Genomic DNA, 19,941 nt, shown 5'->3' with positions numbered 1-19,941 from the left:
GCGGGCTTTTTTATTTTGGGAAAGTCATCATTATTCCTGGGCGAAGGATAGTGCTTCTGCTAAACTTGGATCCGCAGATCTTTTCTGCTGTAGATCAGATAGCTCAAGCCCAATGCCAGCAAGCTTCCGATGATGCAGATGACCATGTACTCCCAGGAAATCCCTTCTTCCAGCAAGGCCGCTGGATGTGCGTATTCGATCGGCGACAAAACACGCAGGAATTCATAGTCCTCGACCATCTTGGAGACAAGGCCGATCATGTACGTGCCGAACACCAGCAATAACGCGACACCGCTGGTGGAACGGCTGCTCGCGATGAACGTGGAGAACAGGAAGCCGATTGAATAAAAGAACAACAATACCAACGACTCCGCACCAAAAATCAGCGTGATATCCTTTATGATTTCCATAAAATCGGCTCCATCCTCCTTGAACAAATAGATGAATACCAAGGCAGCTCCGTACAGTACAATCCAAAAGACCATAAGCAACACTAAGTTAGCGATGTATTTACTCGTGACGATAGCTTTTCTGCTGATCGGCTGTGCATACAGATACTCGATCGTGCCGTTCGTCTCTTCCTTGATCAGCGCCTGCGCCCCTTTCATCGTTGCAAAAATGCAGGCGGCTAAAAAGAGATACTGAAAAATATAGGCAAAAAATCCAGTGGCCTGCAATAAGCTTGCTCCATTTGTGAGTGAGAAGGCCTCCAGCATCTCCGGCGGCATCGCATCGAGCTTGGTCGTCAAGATATCCTCCATCCCTTGATTCGCCATGACGGGAAACATAGCCATCATCATCCCCATTATCAGAACCATAAAGAACAACCATACGAATAACCCGCCGCGTTCTTGTTTCCACTCCAGTCGGATGCTATTCATGGGATTCACCTCCACCGTATAGGGTCATGAATTTTTCCTCCAGATTCTGATTGCGGATTTCGATATCCTCCAAATCCAGAGGTGCCATATCGGCAAGGATCTGTTTCACGTTGTCCTTGTACAATAATGAAACAACCTGGTCTGTCCGGGAAAGGACACGATACCCTTTGGATTCGAAATCCTCCGTTCTGATTGCAGAACCAGTCAGCGTCACCACTTTCCCTGGTTGATAACCGGATGCCATATCCTCCACGGAAATGATTTTCCCTTCACGGATAAAGGCAGTACGCGTACAAAATGCTTCCACCTCCGGAAGGTTATGCGTAGAAATGAAGATAGTCGCACCTTCCTTGTTGTGATAGTTCAGCTCTTCAAACAAACGATGCTGCATCAAAGGATCCAGCCCATTCGTAGGCTCGTCAAGTATCAAAAGTTCTGGATTAAAAATCAGACTGTTCACAATCGCGACTTTTTTTCGATTCCCCAACGACAGGTCCTTCATTTTCTTTTTTGGCTCCAACGCAAAGCGTTCCACATAATAAGAAATCATTTCCTTTATGTTCTGGATATGGTGGAATTTGCCCGTCATCATCAGGATTTCTTCCACGGTCAGGTTGCTGTAGTAGTGTACATCACTCGGGACATAACCGATGATGCGTTTCAGGCTTTCGGAGTCTTTCTGGGCATCCAATCCGAAAATTCGGGCACTGCCTTTGGTCGGCTTTATGAAATCAAGCAACAGCTTGATGGTTGTTGACTTTCCAGCCCCATTCGGCCCGATGAACCCGAACCGTTCGCCTTGCTCCACTCTGAGGTGGACATTGTCCAATGCCACGCTCTTGCGGTATCGTTTGGTCAAACCTTCCATTTCGATTGCTTCCACCGTAACCCCTCCTCTAAAGAACTTTACATATATCCATTATACGTTTTCTCGTCGGAAGTTTACAGCCACAGCACGTTTTTTCTTCCCCGAACGAAACAAAAAGCCGAGACAAATTTGTCTCGGCCTTTTGGGGAAGTGCGTGGTTCTCACGCTCTTCGTAAACGTGTTCTGAATCACAGAACTCTCCGCTTAAGCTGATTTCTAAACGGGATTCATCACACTCTTAGTACATGTTCAAGTATTGTTCTCTTTCCCACTCTGTTACTTGTTGGATGTAAGACATTACTTCGATTTCTTTTGATTCGATGAAGTTGTTGCTGATGTGGTCGCCTAATGCGCCAACCAATAATGGGTTTTTAGATAACTCTTCAAGAGCTTCTTGCAATGTTGTAGGCAAGTCCAAAATTCCGTTTTCATAACGGTCTTCAGCTGACATTTGGTAGATGTTGCGGTCGATTGGAGCTGGAGCTTCCAATTTGTTCTTCACGCCGTCAAGACCTGCAGCCAATAATGTAGCTAAAGCCAAGTATGGGTTAGCAGCTGGATCAACGCTACGTAATTCAACACGAGTAGACATGCCGCGTGATTCTGGGATACGGATCAGCGGTGAACGGTTTCTTCCGCTCCATGCGATGTATACAGGTGCTTCATAACCAGGAACCAAACGTTTGTAAGAGTTAACGATTGGGTTGCAGACAGCTGTAAAGCCGCGAGCGTGTTTGATCAGACCAGCGATGAATTGGTAAGCTGTTTCGCTTAATTGACGATCATCGTTTTTGTCGTAGAAAGCATTGCCGTTTTCGTTGAATAAAGACATGTTGAAATGCATTCCAGAACCGTTGATTCCGAATACTGGTTTAGGCATGAAGGTTGCATGCAAGCCATGTTTGCGGGCTACAGTCTTAACGATCAGTTTGAACGTTTGGATGTTGTCGCAAGCTTCAACAGCATTTGCGTATTTCCAGTCGATTTCGTGTTGTCCTGGTGCAACTTCGTGGTGGCTTGCTTCGATTTCGAAACCTAAAGCTTCTAATTCCAAAACAATGTCACGACGGCAGTTTTCGCCTAAGTCAGTAGGAGCCAAGTCGAAGTATCCACCTTGGTCGTTCAAGTTAAGGGTAGGGTTGCCTTTTTCATCCAATTTGAACAGGAAGAATTCAGGTTCAGGTCCTAAGTTGAATTCAGTGAAGCCTAATTCTTTCATTTCTTTAAGAGCGCGCTTCAAGTTGCTGCGTGGGTCTCCAGCAAATGGTTCGCCGCTTGGTTGGTAGATATCACAGATCAGACGTGCAACTTTGCCTTGTTCAGTGCCCCATGGGAATACTAACCATGTATCCAAATCTGGGTACAAGTACATATCACTTTCTTCAATACGTACAAAACCTTCGATGGAAGAACCGTCGAACATCATTTTGTTGTCTAATACTTTTTCTAACTGGCTGATAGGAACTTCCACGTTTTTGATTGTTCCTAAGATGTCAGTGAACATTAAGCGTAGGTAACGGACGTTATCATTCTTTGCTGATGCGATGATTTCTTCTCTAGTAAATTTTGGCATTTGTATTCCCTCTCCTTGACTATGCTTTGTGTATTTTTTTGTTTTTTTATAATCTTCCCCAAGGTTTACTTGAATCCCCAGGGTTAAATCCACTTGCGTTAAGAATTTCTTTGTAGAGGATGCGACGGACATCTTCGTCTGTCAAGTTTTTGTGCTTGTTTTCAAGCTCCTCTTCTTGCTGCTTCTTCAGTCTTTCGGTACTGTACATCCGTTTGATTGCAGTGATGTTCAACCCTTCAGCCAAATAGTCTTTGACTTCCAGCAAACGATCGACGTCGTTCAATGAAAACATTCGGCGATTGGTGTCTGTCCGCTTAGGATGAACGAGGTCTTGCTCTTCGTAATAGCGGATCTGTCTTGCTGTCAGATCCGTCAGCTGCATGACCGTTCCGATGGTAAAAACAGCCATCGAACGTCGTAGCTCTTTTTCTTTCATACCAACCCCTCCATCGAAGCTTCTGAGTTGAGTGAACCACAGATGAATACTTTTTCTTCAGGAGTTAGCGCCTGTTGAGAAAAAGGTAATTCTTTTCAGCAATTAATCGTATTTCCTAACAATTAATTGAGTGATTTAATACAACAAGAATACTCCAAATTCTCATACAAGTCAATGCTACCTTAACATCGCATGTAACATTTGCTTACATATACATAAACCCTTGTCAGAATAACATTTGAAAGGCATTTCATCTCCCCTTGATAGGCCAATTTCCTCGCATGGAAATAAAAAAAGAGGCGCTTAATGAAAAAAATATTAAAAAAAAATGTGAGTCAAGAGGCTCTAATAAAAAGAGGCCGGAACATAAGTCCCGACCTCCATACTGCTATTCTTTATCGTTTCCAGCCATAATACCTAATCCACTCGGGTAAGTCGGCTGGCCTCCCTTGCCTTCAGGAACAGGGGAACCTGTTCAATGACCAAGTTTGTGTTTTCCAACCCAAACCACCTTGCGGGAGATCCTGTCCACGCCTTGATATTATATTTCAAACTCAAGATGAAGCGGCTGAAAACAGAAAGATCACTTTCTGGCGAAATGGCCTTGCGAACCAACACAAAGCAGAAGTCGCCGATTTCTTTGTCGTGATAGATTGTGTACGTTTGTTTTTGGGGTTTGATTCTGCCCTCTTCCATCATTTCCTGGATGATCTGGCGCAAGTATACATTGATCCGTTGCTCGATCTTGAAACCCAAACGCAACTGCACTTTGAAGCAAAAGTCTGTGCCGTAATCCTCCACTTTGTATTCCTGTGTATACGGCTCGTCGGTGACGGCTACGTTGATGAACCAATACACGTCGGCGCGTTTCGGCCGCTTGTCCAATATGGAGTAGAGAATGTCGCGATCAACAGAGCCTGTATTTTGATTGCTTGTCAGGAAGACTAGGTTATTCGCATACACAGGCAAGGAATCATCTTCCTTCAATTTTTTGAATTGGCTGATGAAGTCCGTCATCGGGTATTCCAATCGTTGTAACGATTCAATCTTACTCCCTTTATGCCAGACGAACATGATGGCGAAAAGAATGGCACCCATAAGGATCGCGACATAGCCGCCATGGAAGAATTTGGTTGCGCTGGAGATGAAGAAGGTCGCCTCCAATGTACCGAAGAACACGAACATGATCAGAGAAACGATGATATTGAAATTCTTCAAGCGCAGAAATTCGAACAGCAGTATCGTCGTCATCAGCATCGTGATGGTGATCGCCAGACCGTAAGCAGCTTCCATCCGGATCGACGTCTTGAAGTAAAAGACAACCCCCATACATGACAACCAAAGGATGTTATTCACCAGAGGGATGTACATTTGTCCCTTAGTTTGGGAAGGGTATTGAATCTTCAGATGCGGCAACAGATTCAAACTGATCGCCTCCGAAACAAGCGTATAGGACCCGGTAATGAGCGCCTGCGAAGCGATGATCGCAGCGAGGGTACTCAACAGAACCGCAAAAAATCGCAAACCGCCTGGTATCATTTCAAAAAATGGATTGAAATCTTCAATATGGTAGAGCGCAGCGTTTGATTTGGCTTGCATCAACCAAGCCCCTTGGCCGAAGTAATTCAGCAAGAGGGACGCCTTTACAAAGGGCCAGCTGCCGTAGATATTCTTCTTGCCGACATGCCCCATATCCGAGTACAATGCTTCCGCACCTGTCGTAGCCAAGAAAATGCTGCCCAAAATCATAAAGCCAGCATTGTTCTGTTCGCTCAAGAGCAGATTGATACCGCGCATAGGGTTGAACGCAAGCAGTACGGTTGGATTGCCGAGCACTTGCCATAGCCCCATTCCACCGATAAAGGCAAACCAGAAGGCCATAATGGGTCCAAACGCTTTCCCTATCGTTTTGGTTCCGAGCCGTTGAATCATGAATAAAGCCGAGATGATCGTCATCGTTATCGCCAATATTTTCCCTTGTCCCTCGCCTAGGAAGCCCTCGAAGAACGGGATGCTGCGCAAGCCTTCGACAGCCGTCGTAACCGTTACTGCCGGGGTCAAAATACCATCAGCCAGCAAGGCCGCCCCGCCCACCATAGCCGGAATGATCAGCCATTTTGCGCGTTTGTGGACGAGTGTATAAAGCGAGAAAATACCGCCTTCTCCATGGTTATCAGCCTGCATCGCGATAAGCACGTATTTGATTGACGTAATCAGCGTGACCGTCCAGATGACCAAGGATAACGCACCTGTGATAAATGAATCCGACAATGATTCGAGCCCGCCGTTCCCTTCTACAATAGCTTTCATGACATAGAGCGGTGAGGTACCGATATCCCCATAAACGACTCCCAGCGCCACAACAACCGCTGCCATGCTCAGGGGAATCTGCGGATGCTTTTCTTTCTGCATTTCCAATCTATTTTTCCTCCAATGTCCCAGATCTCTTTTTTATTTTAAAAACTACCTAATTATAGTCTTTTTTGGGAGGCAGTCAAGAGCCCGCAGAAAGATTAATTTGCAGAACTTATCGGCATGCTGTAAAGCGTTCCCATCCGTAAAAACCGACTGAAGATTCGCCGTCTCGGACCGTGGGAAAAAAGACGCCTCAGATCATGTGAACAACCCGGCTCTCTCCAGAACCGACGCGATGTCCAACAGCCACTCTTCTTTCCCTTTTGGGGCTGTAAACTGCACACCCAAAGGCAATCCGGCAGCCGTGCGGTACACCGGCAGGCTGATGGCAGGCTGCCCGGTCAAATTCGCTTGCTGCGTGAATGGGGTCACACCCAAGCTCTCTTCAAACATGGTCCAGACGATCTCTTTCCGGTCCGCTGCCGACAGCAGCTCCGCGTTGCGCATCCGCTCCTTCAGTTCTTCGCTTTGGAAGGAATGATCGATCAGAGGAGCGCTCGCTGCCGTAGTCGGCTGCAGCAATAGATCATAGTTTCCATGGAACTGATCCATCGTGGCCGCCGCTTGGTCCCAAAGGCCCAACGCCAAGGAGTAGTCGCCTCCGGAAATCGTGCGGCCGTACTGATAGAGGGACCAGGAAACCAATTCCATGTCATCGGCCATCAATGGGCGCCCCAATTTCGCGGAAAAGCCTCTCAGCATGGCATCCGTTTCGGCCCCGTTCATCGCATAGTAGGCCTCCATCAAACGGATGCCGTCGATATCGGGCGTTTTTTCTTCCACCTCGTAGCCCAACTCTTCCAGAGCTGCCACTGTTTGGAGTACAGCCCGCTTTGCGTCCGCGCTGACGACGGATTTCACCGGCGATTCCAATGAATAGGCGATCCGGAATTTGCGCCGGTTTCCCGATTGCTGTTCCTGGAAATGGCTCCCCGGAAATAATGGTGTTTGGAACGGCGCTGCCGCTTGGACAGTCTGCAAGGCATCCAGCATCATCGCCGTATCCCTTACCGTCTTCGTCAAGGCGAAGCTGATCGATGCGCCTTGCCAGCCGCGGTAAGATCCCGGCCCCACCGGTGTTCTTCCTCTTGTCGGTTTCAATCCCACCAAGCCTGTGAAGGAGGCCGGGATCCGGATCGAGCCACCGCCGTCGCTGGCAGTGGCGATGGCCACCATATCCGCCGCGACAGCCGCAGCCGCCCCGCCGCTGGATCCTCCCGGAGAATGATCCCGATTGAAGGGGTTTCTGGCGGGACCATGGATGACGGCATCCGTGATGTTCTTGAACCCGAATTCGGGTGTGCTCGTCTGCCCGATGACGATGAAGCCGGCCTTCTCAACCGCTTCGATAAAATGGCTAGTTCGGGGAGCGACATAATCCCTCAGCAACCGCGAGCCAGATGTCGACGGCTCCCCTGTCAGGTCCTGACCCAAGTCCTTGATCAGTATCGGCACGCCGCCGAATAAGGTGTTCCCGAAATCCCTTGTCCTGGCTTCATGAAGCGCTTTTTCCATCCGCGTATGCACAACGGCATTGTAACGGGGATTTTCTTCTTCTATCTTTTTGAAGGCATCCGCAACCAATTCTTGCGGGGATACCTTTTTCATTTTTAAAAGTCCGGTGTAATACAGGGCATCTTTCTGACGATCCATAAAAAGCCTCCTTCTCATTTTTACATTTTCTTCCATTGTAGGTTGCTCGCAAAAAAAAGGCAACGGTTTGCCGGGCCAGTGCCTTCTCGTTCATGTTTCAGTCACTGTTCAGCAGGCTGACGATAGTGTTTTAAATCGTTTTTAATGACAACCAAACTGAAATATAGTAGAATCCTTCTATTGTACCAATTTTGGGAAATGTTCAAAAACGCACGGATTAGATGAGAATTCATAGGAAATGGAGCAGGACACGATGAACGAAAGATATAAGGACTTAAAACTGGCGGAACAGGGCGCACGACTCAGCATGGTTGCCTATGTCACTCTCTCTTTCGCAAAACTTTTCATCGGGAATGCTTTCGGATCGGCCGCGCTGAGTGCCGATGGACTGAATAATTTCACTGATGTCATTTCCACTGTCGCTGTCATGATCGGTTTACGGATTGCCCGTCGTCCAGCTGACGAAGATCATCCTTATGGCCATTGGAAAGCGGAAACGATAGCGAGCCTCTCGACTTCCTTCATCATGCTTCTGGTCGGCCTGCAAGTGCTGTTCTCGAGTTTTTCGAAACTGACAGCCGGAGAGTTCACCACTCCTGACGTACTTTCCGGCGTTACCGCCTTGATTGCTGGGTTCATCATGATCGGAGTCTACATATTCAACAACCGCCTTGCAAACCGGATCAACAGCATTGGTTTGGCCGCTTCCGCCAAAGACAACCTGAGCGATGCCTTGACCAGCTTTGCGGCGGCGATCGCCATTTTCGGCTCCATTTTCGGGCTGTACTGGTTGGACGGCGTCATGGCTGTCATCGTAGGTATCGTCGTTATCAAAACCGCGATCGATATCTTCCGCGAGAGTGCTTTCTCCTTGTCCGATGGTTTCGAAACGAATTATTTGGCCGAATACCGGCAAGCCATCCTCGACATTCCTGACGTCCAGCAAGTGACGACCATCGCCGCACGCAGCTACGGCGCAAATGTCTATGTTGATGTGACCATTCTGCTGGATGCGGAGCTGACAGTGTTGCGCAGCCATGAAATCACGGAAGAAGTCGAGGAGCGCTTGCGCACGGCATTCAATGTTTTCGAAACAGATGTCCACGTAGAACCTCTGACGCACTGATGTTACAAGTTTTATAGGCCGGACGGGATTTTGATGGTATAATAACAGACGGATTTATACAGATTATTTTGGCGGACGCAGCTGTCATCAAGATCTGTCCGTCTTTTTTTTTGGAAAAAATACATCTATTGGGAGGACTTATGAAAGAAGAGAAACATTACGGCCTATTCACTGCAGTATCCATGATCGTCGGCATCTGCGTCGGTTCAGGGATCTTTTTCAAAGCCGATGACATTTTGGGAGCGACCGGAGGAAACGTAGCACTAGGGATTTTAGTTTTCTGTATCGGCGCATTCAGCATCATTTTCGGAAGCATCACCTTGACGCAACTGGCTAACCGGACCGAAAGAACCGGCGGCGTCGTCGCTTATTTTGAGGAGTTCATCTCCGATAAAGCTGCGAGCGCGTTCGGCTGGTTCCAATTGTTCGTTTACCTGCCGACGATCATCGTCGTCGTGAGCTGGGTATCCGGCATTTACACTTGCATGCTGTTGGGCTTGCCGAACACCTTGGAAACTCAAACACTGATCGGGACGGGCTACATGGCGTTCTTCTTCTTGTTGAATTATTTTTCGCTCAGATTGGGCGGCTATTTCCAAAATCTCGCCACCATCATGAAACTTATCCCGCTGATCGCCGTCGCTATTGTCGGCATTTTCTGGAAAGAACCGGCTCCGATCGTTCCTCCTGAATTGGCTGTTCCGATCACGAATGTCGGCTGGGGCTGGCTGGCTGCACTAGCGCCGATGGCCTTCTCCTACGATGGTTGGACAATCGCGACAAACATCACGCATGAAGTAAAGAACCCCAAACGGACGATGCCTTTAGCGTTGACCATCGGACCTTTGGTTGTGCTGGCCATCTATTTGACCTATTTCAGCGGCTTGGTCTCTATCGCCGGTTCAGAGTACATCTTGGCTGTTGGCGATGAGGCCACCACAACCATCGGCATTTCCTTGCTGGGCGAACGTGGCGGCAGCATCATTCTTTCCTTTGTATTGATTGCTATCTTGGGCGTAACTAATGGTGTAATCATGGGTATTCTGCGTTTGCCGCAAGCATTGGCAGAAAAAAACATGCTGCCTAACAGCTCTAAGGTAAAACGGATTGATCCAAAGAGCCAACTGTCCCCGGCAGCCGCACAAATTGCCTTTGCGGTATCCCTTGTGTGGATGTTGTTACACTATTTGAGCCAAAAATCCGGGATTCTGGGTGGCGGAGATGTCAGCGAAATCGCGATTGTCTTCAGTTATATGACTTATGTCATCCTTTATCTGAAAGTCATCAGCATGAAAAAAGAAGGTGTCATTACCAGCTCTTTCTTCGGTTCGATCACTCCGGTATTCGCAATCATGGGCTCTGCCATCATTCTAATCGGCGGCATCGTGTCCAATCCGACTTATGTACCGATTTTCATCCTATTCTGCTTCGCGGTTTGCTTCATCGGCTATAAATACTACGAGAAAAAAATAGCCTAACAAAAAGCCATCAGTCTTGTCAGATTATCTGACGAAATTGATGGCTTTTCTTATGAATTTAGTTTTTGAATGAATGGATCGGTGCCGGGCTGCGTCCCCCGCGGTTGATGAAGTCAGCAGAGCTTTCTTTGTGGACCGGCATTACAGGAGCGCGTCCCAGTAATCCCCCAAATTCAACGAAGTCGCCTACTTCACAGCCGATTGCCGGAATCACGCGCACAGCAGTTGTTTTGTGGTTTTGAACACCGATTGCGGCTTCATCAGCGATCATGGCCGCGATTGTCGTCGCAGGCGTGTCACCAGGGATGGCGATCATGTCCAAACCAACAGAACAGATGGCAGTCATCGCCAGCAACATGTCCAAACTGATTTGGTTTGCTGCCGCAGCATCTATCATGCGGTGGTCTTCCGATACAGGAATGAACGAACCCGAAAGTCCGCCGACATGGCTGCATGCCATTACGCCACCCTTTTTGACTGCATCATTCAATACAGCCAGCGCAGCTACTGTTCCGTGGGTACCGACTACACCCAAACCAAATTCTTCAAGGATTTCACCGACCGAGTCGCCGACTGCAGGCGTCGGAGCCAAAGCCAAGTCGACGATGCCGAAGGGCACGCCCAATTTTTGGGAAGCAATGTTCCCGACCAATTGACCCATGCGGGTAATCTGGAAGGCTGCTTTCTTGATTGTATCGGCAACGATGTCCATCGGTTCGCCTTTTACTTTTTCCAAAGCACGTTTGACGACACCAGGACCGGAGATTCCGACATGGATTTCACAATCAGCTTCTTCCACCCCGTGATAAGCGCCTGCCATAAAGGGATTGTCGCCTACCGAGTTTGCGAATACTACTAATTTCGCACAACCGAATCCGTGTTGTTCAGCTGTTTTTTCAGCCGTTGCAAGCACAATTTCACCCATCAATTTCACAGCGTCCATATTGATGCCCGCTTTAGTGGAGCCGATATTCACACTGCTGCAGACCTTATCCGTCACTGCCAAGGCTTCCGGAATCGAATCAATCAGGATTTTATCGCCTTTGTTGTAGCCTTTTTCGACCAATGCCGAGAAGCCGCCGATGAAGTCGACGCCGACTTCCTTCGCCGCAGCATCCAACGTCTTGGCGTATGCAACATAGTCCGTGTCATCGCTTGCGCCGGCGATCAAGGCGATCGGTGTCACCGAAATCCGTTTGTTCGTGATCGGAACGCCGTATGTATCTTCGATTTCCTGCGCCACGCTGACCAGGTTCTTCGCTTTGGTGGTGATTTTTTTGTATATTCTTTCACGAGCTTTTTCGCCATCGCTGTCGATGCAGTCCAATAAAGAAATCCCCATGGTGATAGTACGGATATCCAGATTGTCCTCTTCGAACATTCGAATGGTGTCCAAGATATTGTCAGTTCTTAACATTCAAATGTCCCCCTAGATCCGATGCATTGCATGGAATGTGTCTTCTGCCTGTAAACGGATGACCAAGCCTTGTTCTTCTTCAACTTTTTTCATCGCTGCTTTTACTTCTTTGACTGAGTTATGTGCTTCGTTCAATTCGACCATCAAAATCATAGTGAAGTATTCCTCCATGATAGTCTGTGAGATATCCAAGATATTTACGCCCAGACGCGCCAATTCCACCGATACGCTTGCTACGATTCCAGTGTGGTCTTTACCTGTTACGGTCATGATTGCTCTCATCTTTTTTCGCCCCTGCTTCTTTAATTTTTTGTTGAGTCCATTATACCATTTTACGCCAATATGAAAATCCAATTAAAAAATTTCTGTTCCTATTCTATCACATATAAAGGGAATGCCTACTATTTTTTTGGAAAACGGAAAGCAGTAACCGCTCTCTAATTGGATTTTTCTGTGTTCTTTCCCGAAACACGAAAATTGTTGCAGATGCAGCATTAAATCTATCGTTTTTTGGGAATAATTGCTACACTGGATATAAGCAAGTTCCCATCCAATATCAAGGAGGTTTTCTTAATGCAATTGATTCATTTTTCAGAAGACGGCCAAAGCCGCATCGGCATCAAGACGGCGCGCGGTTTCCTGAACGCGGCAAAAGCGGCTGCAGCTTTATCGCTACCTTTTCCTTCCTATATAGATGACGTGCTGAAGGATCCGGAACAGGCAGCACAACTGGACGCCATTCTGGCCCAAGCGGACACGCTGACGGAGCCAGCCTACTATGTTTCCATGGATGAGGTCACTTTCCTGCCCGTCCTCTCCCGTCCCCGCAAGATCCTCTGCATCGGCAAGAACTATGCCGCCCATGTCGCGGAAACAAAAAGCGAAGCCCCGAAAAAACCGCTTGTCTTCAGCAAATTCACGAGCGCTTTGGCTGCCCACAAAGAAGGCATTCCGATTCCGGATAACACGGATAAGGTCGATTACGAAGTCGAGCTGGTGGCAGTCATCGGCAAAAAAGCTTATTGCGTCTCCCCGGAAGAGGCTCTTGACCATGTCGCGGGCTACACAATCGGCAATGATGTAACCGCGCGCGACTGGCAAAAAGGCTCTCCGCAATGGTTATTAGGAAAGTCCCCGGATAAATTTGCGCCGCTCGGACCGGTCTATGTGACTGCTGATGAAGTGGATCCGACAAATCTGGCCATTTCCCTTAAATTGAACGGCGAGGTTCGTCAGAACAGCAACACGAAGCATCTCATTTTCGACATCGCGACGATCGTTTCCTACATTTCCCAACACTTTGCGTTGGAACCCGGCGACATCATCTTCACCGGCACACCGGATGGAGTCATCCTCGGTTATCCCGAAGACGAACAAGTCTGGCTGAAACCAGGCGATGTCATCGAATCCAGCATCGAAGGCATTGGGACATTGGTGAATACGTTCCGATAGAAAACATCCAAAAGGCCGCCGCATTAATCCTACTCAGGATAATGCGGCGGCCTTTGCTTTGCTGAAATGGACCTTTTTAAAAGATCGGTTCGGTTCCGACCGGCTGCAGGTGGAAATGCATCATTTCCATCGCTTGCAGCAATGCCCCAGCCGTGTCCAACGAGGTTAGGCACGGCAGATTGTTGTCCGCTGCTTCGCGGCGGATGAAATAGCCGTCCGTTTCCTCGGTCTTGCCTTCGGTCATCGTATTGATGATGAACTGGATCTCTCCGTCATGCATGCTTTTCAGGATATTTTCCCGCTTCGCTTCGCCATTTTGGAGGATTGTGACCGGCACTTTCGCATCCAGTAAGGCTTGTCCGGTGCCCTTTGTCGCAAGCAAACGGTAGCCAACTGCAACCAACCGTTTGGCCAGCGGCAGCATTTCCTGCTTGTCCTTGTCGGCAATCGTCAGCAGAGCCGTACCGTACTCGGGAAGCTCGATATTGGCGGCACGGAAAGCTTTGTACAGCGCTTTGGAAAGGACGATATCCTTGCCGATGATCTCACCTGTGGACTTCATTTCCGGTCCCAGAACCGTGTCAACTTTCTTCAGTTTGTTGAAACTGAAGACCGGCATCTTCACGTATACGCCGGATTTCGACGGAACCAGACCGGTGCGGTAGCCTTGATCTTTTAATTTGATGCCAAGGATGCCTTGCATCGCCAAGTTCGCCATCGGAATGCCGGTCACTTTGCTCAGGAACGGGATCGTCCGGCTCGCGCGCGGATTCACCTCGATGATGTAGACGACGCCTTCGCTGATGACGAACTGGATGTTCACCAAGCCGATGGTGTTCAAGCCTTGCGCCACCCGAATTGTGTAGTCTTCGATCGTCTGGATCAGTTCAGGTGACAGGTTTTGCGGCGGGTAAACAGCGATCGAGTCGCCCGAGTGTACGCCGGCGCGTTCGATGTGTTCCATGATGCCCGGGATCAGGACGGTTTCGCCGTCGCAGATCGCATCGACTTCCAGCTCTTCTCCGATCAGATAATGATCGACCAGGACCGGACGTTCGGGACTGGCCACGACCGCTTCGCGCATGTATTTCTCCAGATCCGCTTGATTGTAGACGATCTGCATCGCCCGTCCGCCCAATACGTAGGACGGACGCACCAAGACCGGATAACCGATTTCGTTGGCAACTGCGACCGCTTCTTCAACGGTCACGGCCGTCTTGCCGGGTGCTTGCGGGATATCCAAGTCGCGCAACAACTGTTCGAACAATTTGCGGTCTTCGGCGCGGTCCAGATCTTCCAGGCTCGTGCCCAGGATCTTCACGCCGTGTTTCACCAATTTGTCGGCCAGGTTGATGGCCGTTTGGCCACCGAACTGCACGACAACGCCCAGCGGTTGTTCCAAGTCGATGATGGCCATCACGTCTTCTTCGGTCAATGGTTCGAAATACAGCTTGTCGGAGATCGAGAAGTCCGTCGAAACGGTTTCCGGGTTGTTGTTGACGACGATCGCTTCATAGCCGGCTTCCTGGATCGCCCAGACCGCATGCACGGTGGCGTAGTCGAACTCGACCCCTTGGCCGATACGGATCGGACCGGAGCCCAAGACGATAACTTTTTCGCGGTCGCTCGGGAACGATTCCTGTTCCATCTCATACGTGCTGTAGAAGTACGGTGTGAAGGATTCGAATTCGCCCGCACACGTATCCACCATTTTGAAGACAGGGACGATGCCGTTGGCTTTGCGCAACGCGTAGATGTCTTCTGAAGCCATGCCCCATAATTCCGCGATGATTTCGTCGCTGAAGCCGTATTTCTTCGCTTCGCGCAGGATTTCCAGGTCTTTCGGTTCGGCTGCCGCCACTTCCTTCTCCAAGTCGATGATGTGCTTGAATTTGTAAAGGAAGAAGTAGTCGATTTCGCTCCATTCGTGGATCGTTTCCGGTGTCACGCCGCGGCGCAATGCTTCTCCCAGATAGAAAAGACGTTCGTCGCAAGCGACACGGATGTTCTGTTCGATTTCTTCCATCGTCACGGTCTGTCCTTGGTCTTTCGGCAATGCCAGATGGTTGACGCCGTATTCCAAAGAACGGACGGCTTTCAGCATCGATTCCTCGAATGTATGGCCCATGGCCATGACTTCGCCGGTGGCTTTCATCTGTGTGCCGAGGGTACGGTCGCCCTTTTCGAATTTATCGAACGGGAAACGCGGGATTTTGGATACGATGTAGTCCAAAGCCGGTTCAAAAGCCGCATAGGATGTACCGGTGACCGGGTTCTTCATTTCATCCAAGGTCAAGCCGACAGCGATCTTCGCCGCCATCTTCGCAATCGGGTAACCGGTCGCTTTACTCGCCAAAGCCGAAGAACGGCTGACGCGCGGGTTCACTTCGATGATGTAGTAGTCAAACGAGTACGGATCCAATGCCAGCTGGACATTGCAGCCGCCTTCGATTTTCAGGGCGCGGATGATCTGCAGGGAGACATCACGCAACATGTGGTACTCTTTATCGGATAAGGTTTGGGAAGGCGCCACGACGATGGAATCGCCTGTGTGGACACCAACCGGATCGATGTTTTCCATGTTGCAGACGACGATCGCATTGTCGTTGCTGTCGCGCATCACTTCGTACTCGATTTCCTTGAAGCCGGCGATCGATTTTTCCAACAGACATTGCGCCACTGGTGAGTAGCGCAAGCCGTTCGCTACGATTTCGCGCAAGTCAGCTTCATTGTGACAGATACCACCGCCGGTGCCGCCCATGGTGAAGGCCGGACGGACGATCAGGGGATACCCGATTTCCGCTGCAAAGCGAAGTGCTTCGTCTACAGTATGGACGATGTCGCTCTCAGGAACCGGCTGATTCAATTCCGCCATCAATTGACGGAACAAATCACGGTCTTCCGCTTGTTGGATGGAAGTCAGTTTCGTGCCCAACAACTCGACCTTGTACTCCTCCAGAATGCCGGCTTCATCAAGTTCCACCGCCATATTCAAACCAGTCTGGCCGCCCAATGTCGGCAATAAGGCATCCGGACGCTCTTTACGGATGATATTCGCGAGGAACTCCAGCGTCAGTGGTTCCATATAGACTTTATCAGCGATCTCAACGTCCGTCATGATGGTGGCTGGGTTGGAGTTGACCAAGATGACCTTGTATCCTTCTTCCCTTAAGGCTACGCATGCCTGCGTACCGGCATAGTCAAATTCCGCGGCTTGGCCGATGATGATAGGTCCCGAGCCGATCACTAGGATCGTCTTGATATCTGTTCGTTTAGGCATGCTTTACCGTCCTTTCTTTAAGCTTCAATTGTTTGAAAAACCTCATCCATCACTGCAACAGCCTTGTCGATTTCCGCGCTTGTGACATTCAGCGGCGGAAGGAAACGCAATACCGTATCATGCGTGCAGTTGATGATGACGCCTTTTTCCATGCACTTCGCGACGATGTCGCTTCCCTTCATCGCCAATTCCATCCCGAGCAACAAGCCTTTGCCGCGCACATCGAGGATGAAGTCATATTTTTCCTTGAATGCCATTAATTTCTCTTCGAAATAGCTGCCCATCTCATTGACGTTCGCCAGGATATGCTCGTCTTCGATCGCTTGCATGGTTGCGAAAGCTGCCGCACAGACCAGCGGATTGCCACCGAAAGTCGAACCGTGGTCGCCCGGTTTGAAGTGGGAAGCGACAGCATCCTTAGCCAGCAACGCGCCTATCGGAACGCCATTGCCCAAAGCCTTCGCTAAAGTCATCACATCCGGCTCAACGCCATAGCCTTCGTAGGCGAACAGCTTGCCGGTGCGGCCCACGCCTGTTTGGACTTCATCAAAGATCAACAGGATATCTTTTTCGTCGCAGAGTGCGCGCACTTGCTCCAGGTAGGCTTGATCGCCCACGTAGACGCCGCCTTCGCCTTGGATCGGCTCCAAAAGGATTGCGCATGTCTTTTCCGTAACTTTGGCTGCCAAAGCCTCAAAGTCATTGAAAGGGACATAGTGGAAACCTTCCATGAAGGGATCGTAATCTTTATGGAATTGCTTTTGGCCGGTCGCCGTCAGCGTCGCCAATGTGCGGCCGTGGAAGGAATTATCGGCAGTGATGATCTCGTAGCAGCCTTCGCCGTGGACTTCACGTCCGTATTTGCGCGCCAACTTGATGGCCCCTTCATTCGCTTCCGCGCCGCTATTGCCGAAAAAGATCTTATCCAAAACGGAATTCGTGATCAGTTTTTCCGCCAACTGCACTTGCGGCTCAATCCAATAAAAGTTCGAGCAGTGGATCAGTTTGGCCGCCTGTTCCGCTATCGCCGCCGTCACTTTCGGATGATTATGTCCTAACGCGTTCACGGCTATGCCTGCCAGGAAATCCAAATATTGCTTGCCGTCCGCATCCTTCAGGTAGCTGCCTTGCCCTTCGACCATGCAGATGGCTCCGCGGTTGAAGGTATTCATCAAGTAGGCTTGCCCTTTTGTTTTTATCTCTTCATTCATTGTTCCAATACCCCTTCCTTCTCACGATCGATCATCGTGCCGATCCCTTCGTCGAAAAACACTTCCAACAAAATCGAGTGGCGCAAACGGCCATCGATGATGTGCGCTCCATCCACACCGCCGCGCAATGCGTCGATGCAGCAGTCAACCTTCGGCACCATTCCGCCTGAAATGACGCCATCCGCTTCCAATGCTTCAATCTCTTCGAGCGTAATCCGCGAGATGAGGGAATCCTTATCATGGTAATCGCGGAAAATCCCTTCCACATCGGTCAGCAGGATGAATTTGTTTGCCTGAACGGCCTTTGCAATAGAGCCGGCCACATAATCGGCGTTGATGTTGTAGCTCATCCCGTCCTTGCCCATCCCGATGGAGGAAATGATCGGGATATAGCCGCTATAGATGAGTGACTCCAGCATTTCCTTGTTTACTTCTTCCACTTCGCCCACATATCCGATGTCGATTTTTTCGCCGTTCTTTTCCAGATATTTTTTACGCGCCAAGATCAGATTGCCATCTTTCCCTGACAAACCGATGCCTTTGCCACCGAGTTGGTTCAGCGTGCCGACGATATCCTTGTTGACTTTACCAGCCAACACCATTTCGACGATTTCCATCGTCTCTTTGTCTGTCACACGTAACCCCTGTTCGAAGTGGCTCTCGACCTTCAGCTTTTTAAGCATATCGTTGATGGCTGGCCCGCCGCCGTGGACAAGGATAGGGTGCATCCCCACTGATTTCATCAACAACAGGTCCTGCATAACGGCTTTTTTCAGATCTTCATTGATCATGGCATTGCCGCCGTATTTGATGACGATGATCTTATCACGGAAACGGTTGACGTAAGGCAGTACTTCGACAAGCATTTCGGCTTTTTCACAATTGCTCTTGTTCATCTTCATCCCGCTCTCAGCTCCTGTAATCCGCATTTATTTTCACGTAGTCGTAAGAGAAGTCGCATGTCCACGTGCTGGCGGCTTCTGTTCCCAAATGTAGGTCGATCAAAATATTGATTTCATCTGCTTCCAGTATTTTTTTCGCAAGTTCTTCATCGAAGACGACGCCCATCCCTGCTTCGCAAAGCTTGATTTCGCCGTTCTTGCTTGAGAATGCGATGTCGATCACGTCGGCATCGAAGTATTCCGTTTCCGCATAACCAGCAGCCGTAATGACCCGGCCCCAGTTGGCATCCTCGCCGAACATCGCTGTTTTCACGAGGCTGGAAGTAGCGACCGATTTGCCGATCGAAACGGCATCAACCATTGTCTTCGCGCCGGAAACCAGGACCTCGACAAATTTTGTCGCCCCTTCACCGTCCTTGACCAAAAGCTGCGCCAATTGGGAGCAGATGGACAAGACAGCCGCTTCGACCTCGGCATAGCCGGCATCATCCGCGGAAGCGATCAGCGGATTATCGAGCTTGCCGGTAGCCGCAACAAAGACGGAATCGTTCGTGCTCGTGTCCCCATCGATGGTCGCGTGGTTGAAGGTCGCATCAGCGGCTTTCAATAACATCGCTTGCAAGGCTGTTTGGCCGATTGCGACATCGGTTGTGATGTAGCCCAGCATCGTGCCAAGGTTCGGATGGATCATCCCGGATCCTTTGACCATGCCGCCGATGGTAGCGGTCTTGCCGGCGACTTCAAAGGTGAAGCTGACTTCTTTCGGAACCGTATCCGTCGTCATGATCGCTTTGCTAGCAGCAGCGCCGCCAAATTCGGAAACTTCCGGCACAATCGCCTGAACCCCTTTTTTCATTGTCTCCATGTTCATGAACATCCCGATAACGCCTGTCGAAGACACCAACACCTCTTCCGGTTGGATGTTCAGTTCTGCAGAAAGGAGCTTCACGGTCTCTTCCACATCGGCTTTGCCTTGTTTTCCTGTACAAGCATTTGCGTTGCCGCTGTTGATCAGGATCGCCTTGAAGCGATCCTGTTGCTGCAAGGCTTGTTGATCGTACTGGACCGGAGCCGCTTTGACTTTATTTTTGGTAAAGACGCCCGCAACCGTCGCCCCATCAGGGAAATACAGCAGCGCCATGTCCTTTTTGCGTTTCTTGAACCCGGCGTGGATACCTGCAGCTTGCACACCTGCAGCAGTAGTCACACCGCTTTTATGTAATTTCTTTATCATGTCGTCCGTTTCCTC

At 49.6% G+C, this 19,941-nt stretch carries 15 protein-coding genes; 3 read left to right on the top strand and 12 right to left on the bottom strand.

Annotated elements, in window-relative coordinates; translation table 11 throughout:
* Positions 1-59: 59 nt before the first annotated feature.
* The 6 genes from AC0J5I_RS04645 to AC0J5I_RS04620 all read right to left on the bottom strand — a co-directional run bounded on the left by AC0J5I_RS04645 (position 60) and on the right by AC0J5I_RS04620 (position 7,826).
* Complete coding sequence (locus AC0J5I_RS04645) at positions 60-881, bottom strand: ABC transporter permease subunit (protein ID WP_475304326.1); 822 nt, start codon at positions 879-881, stop codon at positions 60-62.
* Positions 874-1,764: an ABC transporter ATP-binding protein gene (locus tag AC0J5I_RS04640; protein ID WP_475304325.1), complete on the bottom strand. Its 891-nt coding sequence runs from the start codon at positions 1,762-1,764 to the stop codon at positions 874-876. Before AC0J5I_RS04640 ends, AC0J5I_RS04645 begins: the two co-directional genes overlap by 8 nt.
* Positions 1,765-1,987: 223 nt before the next feature.
* Positions 1,988-3,328, bottom strand: coding sequence for a type I glutamate--ammonia ligase (glnA, locus tag AC0J5I_RS04635; protein WP_414718269.1), 1,341 nt, complete (start codon positions 3,326-3,328; stop codon positions 1,988-1,990).
* Positions 3,329-3,368: 40 nt separating this feature from the next.
* A complete protein-coding gene (locus AC0J5I_RS04630; RefSeq protein ID WP_086628750.1) occupies positions 3,369-3,758 on the bottom strand; it encodes a MerR family transcriptional regulator in 390 nt (129 codons plus the stop codon).
* 417 nt (positions 3,759-4,175) lie between these two features.
* Positions 4,176-6,170, bottom strand: coding sequence for a KUP/HAK/KT family potassium transporter (locus AC0J5I_RS04625; protein WP_475305531.1), 1,995 nt, complete (start codon positions 6,168-6,170; stop codon positions 4,176-4,178).
* 201 nt (positions 6,171-6,371) lie between these two features.
* Positions 6,372-7,826 carry an amidase gene (locus tag AC0J5I_RS04620; protein ID WP_475304324.1) on the bottom strand — a complete coding sequence of 485 codons (1,455 nt, stop codon included), beginning with the start codon at positions 7,824-7,826 and terminating at the stop codon, positions 6,372-6,374.
* A 253-nt stretch (positions 7,827-8,079) separates the two neighbouring features.
* Between AC0J5I_RS04620 and AC0J5I_RS04615 the strand changes: the two genes are divergently transcribed.
* Both AC0J5I_RS04615 and AC0J5I_RS04610 read left to right on the top strand, forming a co-directional pair.
* Positions 8,080-8,952: a cation diffusion facilitator family transporter gene (locus tag AC0J5I_RS04615; RefSeq protein WP_475304323.1), complete on the top strand. Its 873-nt coding sequence runs from the start codon at positions 8,080-8,082 to the stop codon at positions 8,950-8,952.
* Positions 8,953-9,092: 140 nt separating this feature from the next.
* Positions 9,093-10,430: an APC family permease gene (locus AC0J5I_RS04610; protein WP_475304322.1), complete on the top strand. Its 1,338-nt coding sequence runs from the start codon at positions 9,093-9,095 to the stop codon at positions 10,428-10,430.
* Between the two features lie 58 nt (positions 10,431-10,488).
* Here the strand turns inward: AC0J5I_RS04610 and AC0J5I_RS04605 are convergent, their stop codons facing one another.
* Together AC0J5I_RS04605 and AC0J5I_RS04600 are read right to left on the bottom strand one after the other, a co-directional pair.
* Complete coding sequence (locus tag AC0J5I_RS04605; RefSeq protein ID WP_424199966.1) at positions 10,489-11,847, bottom strand: PFL family protein; 1,359 nt, start codon at positions 11,845-11,847, stop codon at positions 10,489-10,491.
* A 12-nt stretch (positions 11,848-11,859) separates the two neighbouring features.
* Positions 11,860-12,129, bottom strand: a complete 270-nt coding sequence (locus AC0J5I_RS04600; protein WP_475304321.1) for an ACT domain-containing protein — start codon at positions 12,127-12,129, stop codon at positions 11,860-11,862.
* Positions 12,130-12,420: 291 nt separating this feature from the next.
* Between AC0J5I_RS04600 and AC0J5I_RS04595 the strand changes: the two genes are divergently transcribed.
* The gene (locus AC0J5I_RS04595) at positions 12,421-13,299 is read left to right on the top strand and encodes a fumarylacetoacetate hydrolase family protein (RefSeq protein ID WP_475304320.1); all 879 of its coding nucleotides are present in this window, start codon (positions 12,421-12,423) and stop codon (positions 13,297-13,299) included.
* Positions 13,300-13,375: 76 nt separating this feature from the next.
* On the opposite strand, the gene carB is transcribed toward AC0J5I_RS04595, so the two are convergent.
* Genes carB through argJ form a run of 4 tightly spaced genes read right to left on the bottom strand, consistent with a single transcriptional unit; the run spans position 13,376 to position 19,926 of the window.
* The gene (gene carB / locus AC0J5I_RS04590; protein ID WP_475304319.1) at positions 13,376-16,579 is read right to left on the bottom strand and encodes a carbamoyl-phosphate synthase large subunit; all 3,204 of its coding nucleotides are present in this window, start codon (positions 16,577-16,579) and stop codon (positions 13,376-13,378) included.
* Between the two features lie 17 nt (positions 16,580-16,596).
* Positions 16,597-17,790 (bottom strand): acetylornithine transaminase, encoded by a 1,194-nt coding sequence (locus AC0J5I_RS04585; RefSeq protein WP_475304318.1) that lies wholly within the window; start codon positions 17,788-17,790, stop codon positions 16,597-16,599.
* Positions 17,787-18,692 (bottom strand): acetylglutamate kinase, encoded by a 906-nt coding sequence (gene argB, locus AC0J5I_RS04580; RefSeq protein ID WP_475304317.1) that lies wholly within the window; start codon positions 18,690-18,692, stop codon positions 17,787-17,789. The genes AC0J5I_RS04585 and argB overlap by 4 nt, the downstream gene beginning before the upstream one ends.
* 7 nt (positions 18,693-18,699) lie before the next feature.
* On the bottom strand, positions 18,700-19,926 hold the full coding sequence (gene argJ, locus AC0J5I_RS04575; protein ID WP_475304316.1) for a bifunctional glutamate N-acetyltransferase/amino-acid acetyltransferase ArgJ: 1,227 nt from the start codon (positions 19,924-19,926) through the stop codon (positions 18,700-18,702).
* Between the last annotated feature and the right edge of the window lie 15 nt (positions 19,927-19,941).

Source organism: Trichococcus sp. TS_SC_9 (assembly GCF_056156325.1).
The sequence above is the reverse complement of the archived record's forward strand: the minus strand, read 5'-3'. Positions and strand labels throughout refer to the sequence as shown.

Bases quoted from the DNA above. Each gene is read 5' to 3' on its own strand.
- AC0J5I_RS04645 (WP_475304326.1), bottom strand. From the start codon at position 881: ATGAATAGCATCCGACTGGAGTGGAAACAAGAACGCGGCGGGTTATTC.
- AC0J5I_RS04630 (WP_086628750.1), bottom strand. From the start codon at position 3,758: ATGAAAGAAAAAGAGCTACGACGTTCGATGGCTGTTTTTACCATCGGA.
- AC0J5I_RS04625 (WP_475305531.1), bottom strand. From the start codon at position 6,170: ATGCAGAAAGAAAAGCATCCGCAGATTCCCCTGAGCATGGCAGCGGTT.
- AC0J5I_RS04620 (WP_475304324.1), bottom strand. From the start codon at position 7,826: ATGGATCGTCAGAAAGATGCCCTGTATTACACCGGACTTTTAAAAATG.
- AC0J5I_RS04615 (WP_475304323.1), top strand. From the start codon at position 8,080: ATGAACGAAAGATATAAGGACTTAAAACTGGCGGAACAGGGCGCACGA.
- AC0J5I_RS04610 (WP_475304322.1), top strand. From the start codon at position 9,093: ATGAAAGAAGAGAAACATTACGGCCTATTCACTGCAGTATCCATGATC.
- AC0J5I_RS04605 (WP_424199966.1), bottom strand. From the start codon at position 11,847: ATGTTAAGAACTGACAATATCTTGGACACCATTCGAATGTTCGAAGAG.
- AC0J5I_RS04600 (WP_475304321.1), bottom strand. From the start codon at position 12,129: ATGAGAGCAATCATGACCGTAACAGGTAAAGACCACACTGGAATCGTA.
- AC0J5I_RS04595 (WP_475304320.1), top strand. From the start codon at position 12,421: ATGCAATTGATTCATTTTTCAGAAGACGGCCAAAGCCGCATCGGCATC.
- carB (WP_475304319.1), bottom strand. From the start codon at position 16,579: ATGCCTAAACGAACAGATATCAAGACGATCCTAGTGATCGGCTCGGGA.
- AC0J5I_RS04585 (WP_475304318.1), bottom strand. From the start codon at position 17,790: ATGAATGAAGAGATAAAAACAAAAGGGCAAGCCTACTTGATGAATACC.
- argB (WP_475304317.1), bottom strand. From the start codon at position 18,692: ATGAAGATGAACAAGAGCAATTGTGAAAAAGCCGAAATGCTTGTCGAA.
- argJ (WP_475304316.1), bottom strand. From the start codon at position 19,926: ATGATAAAGAAATTACATAAAAGCGGTGTGACTACTGCTGCAGGTGTG.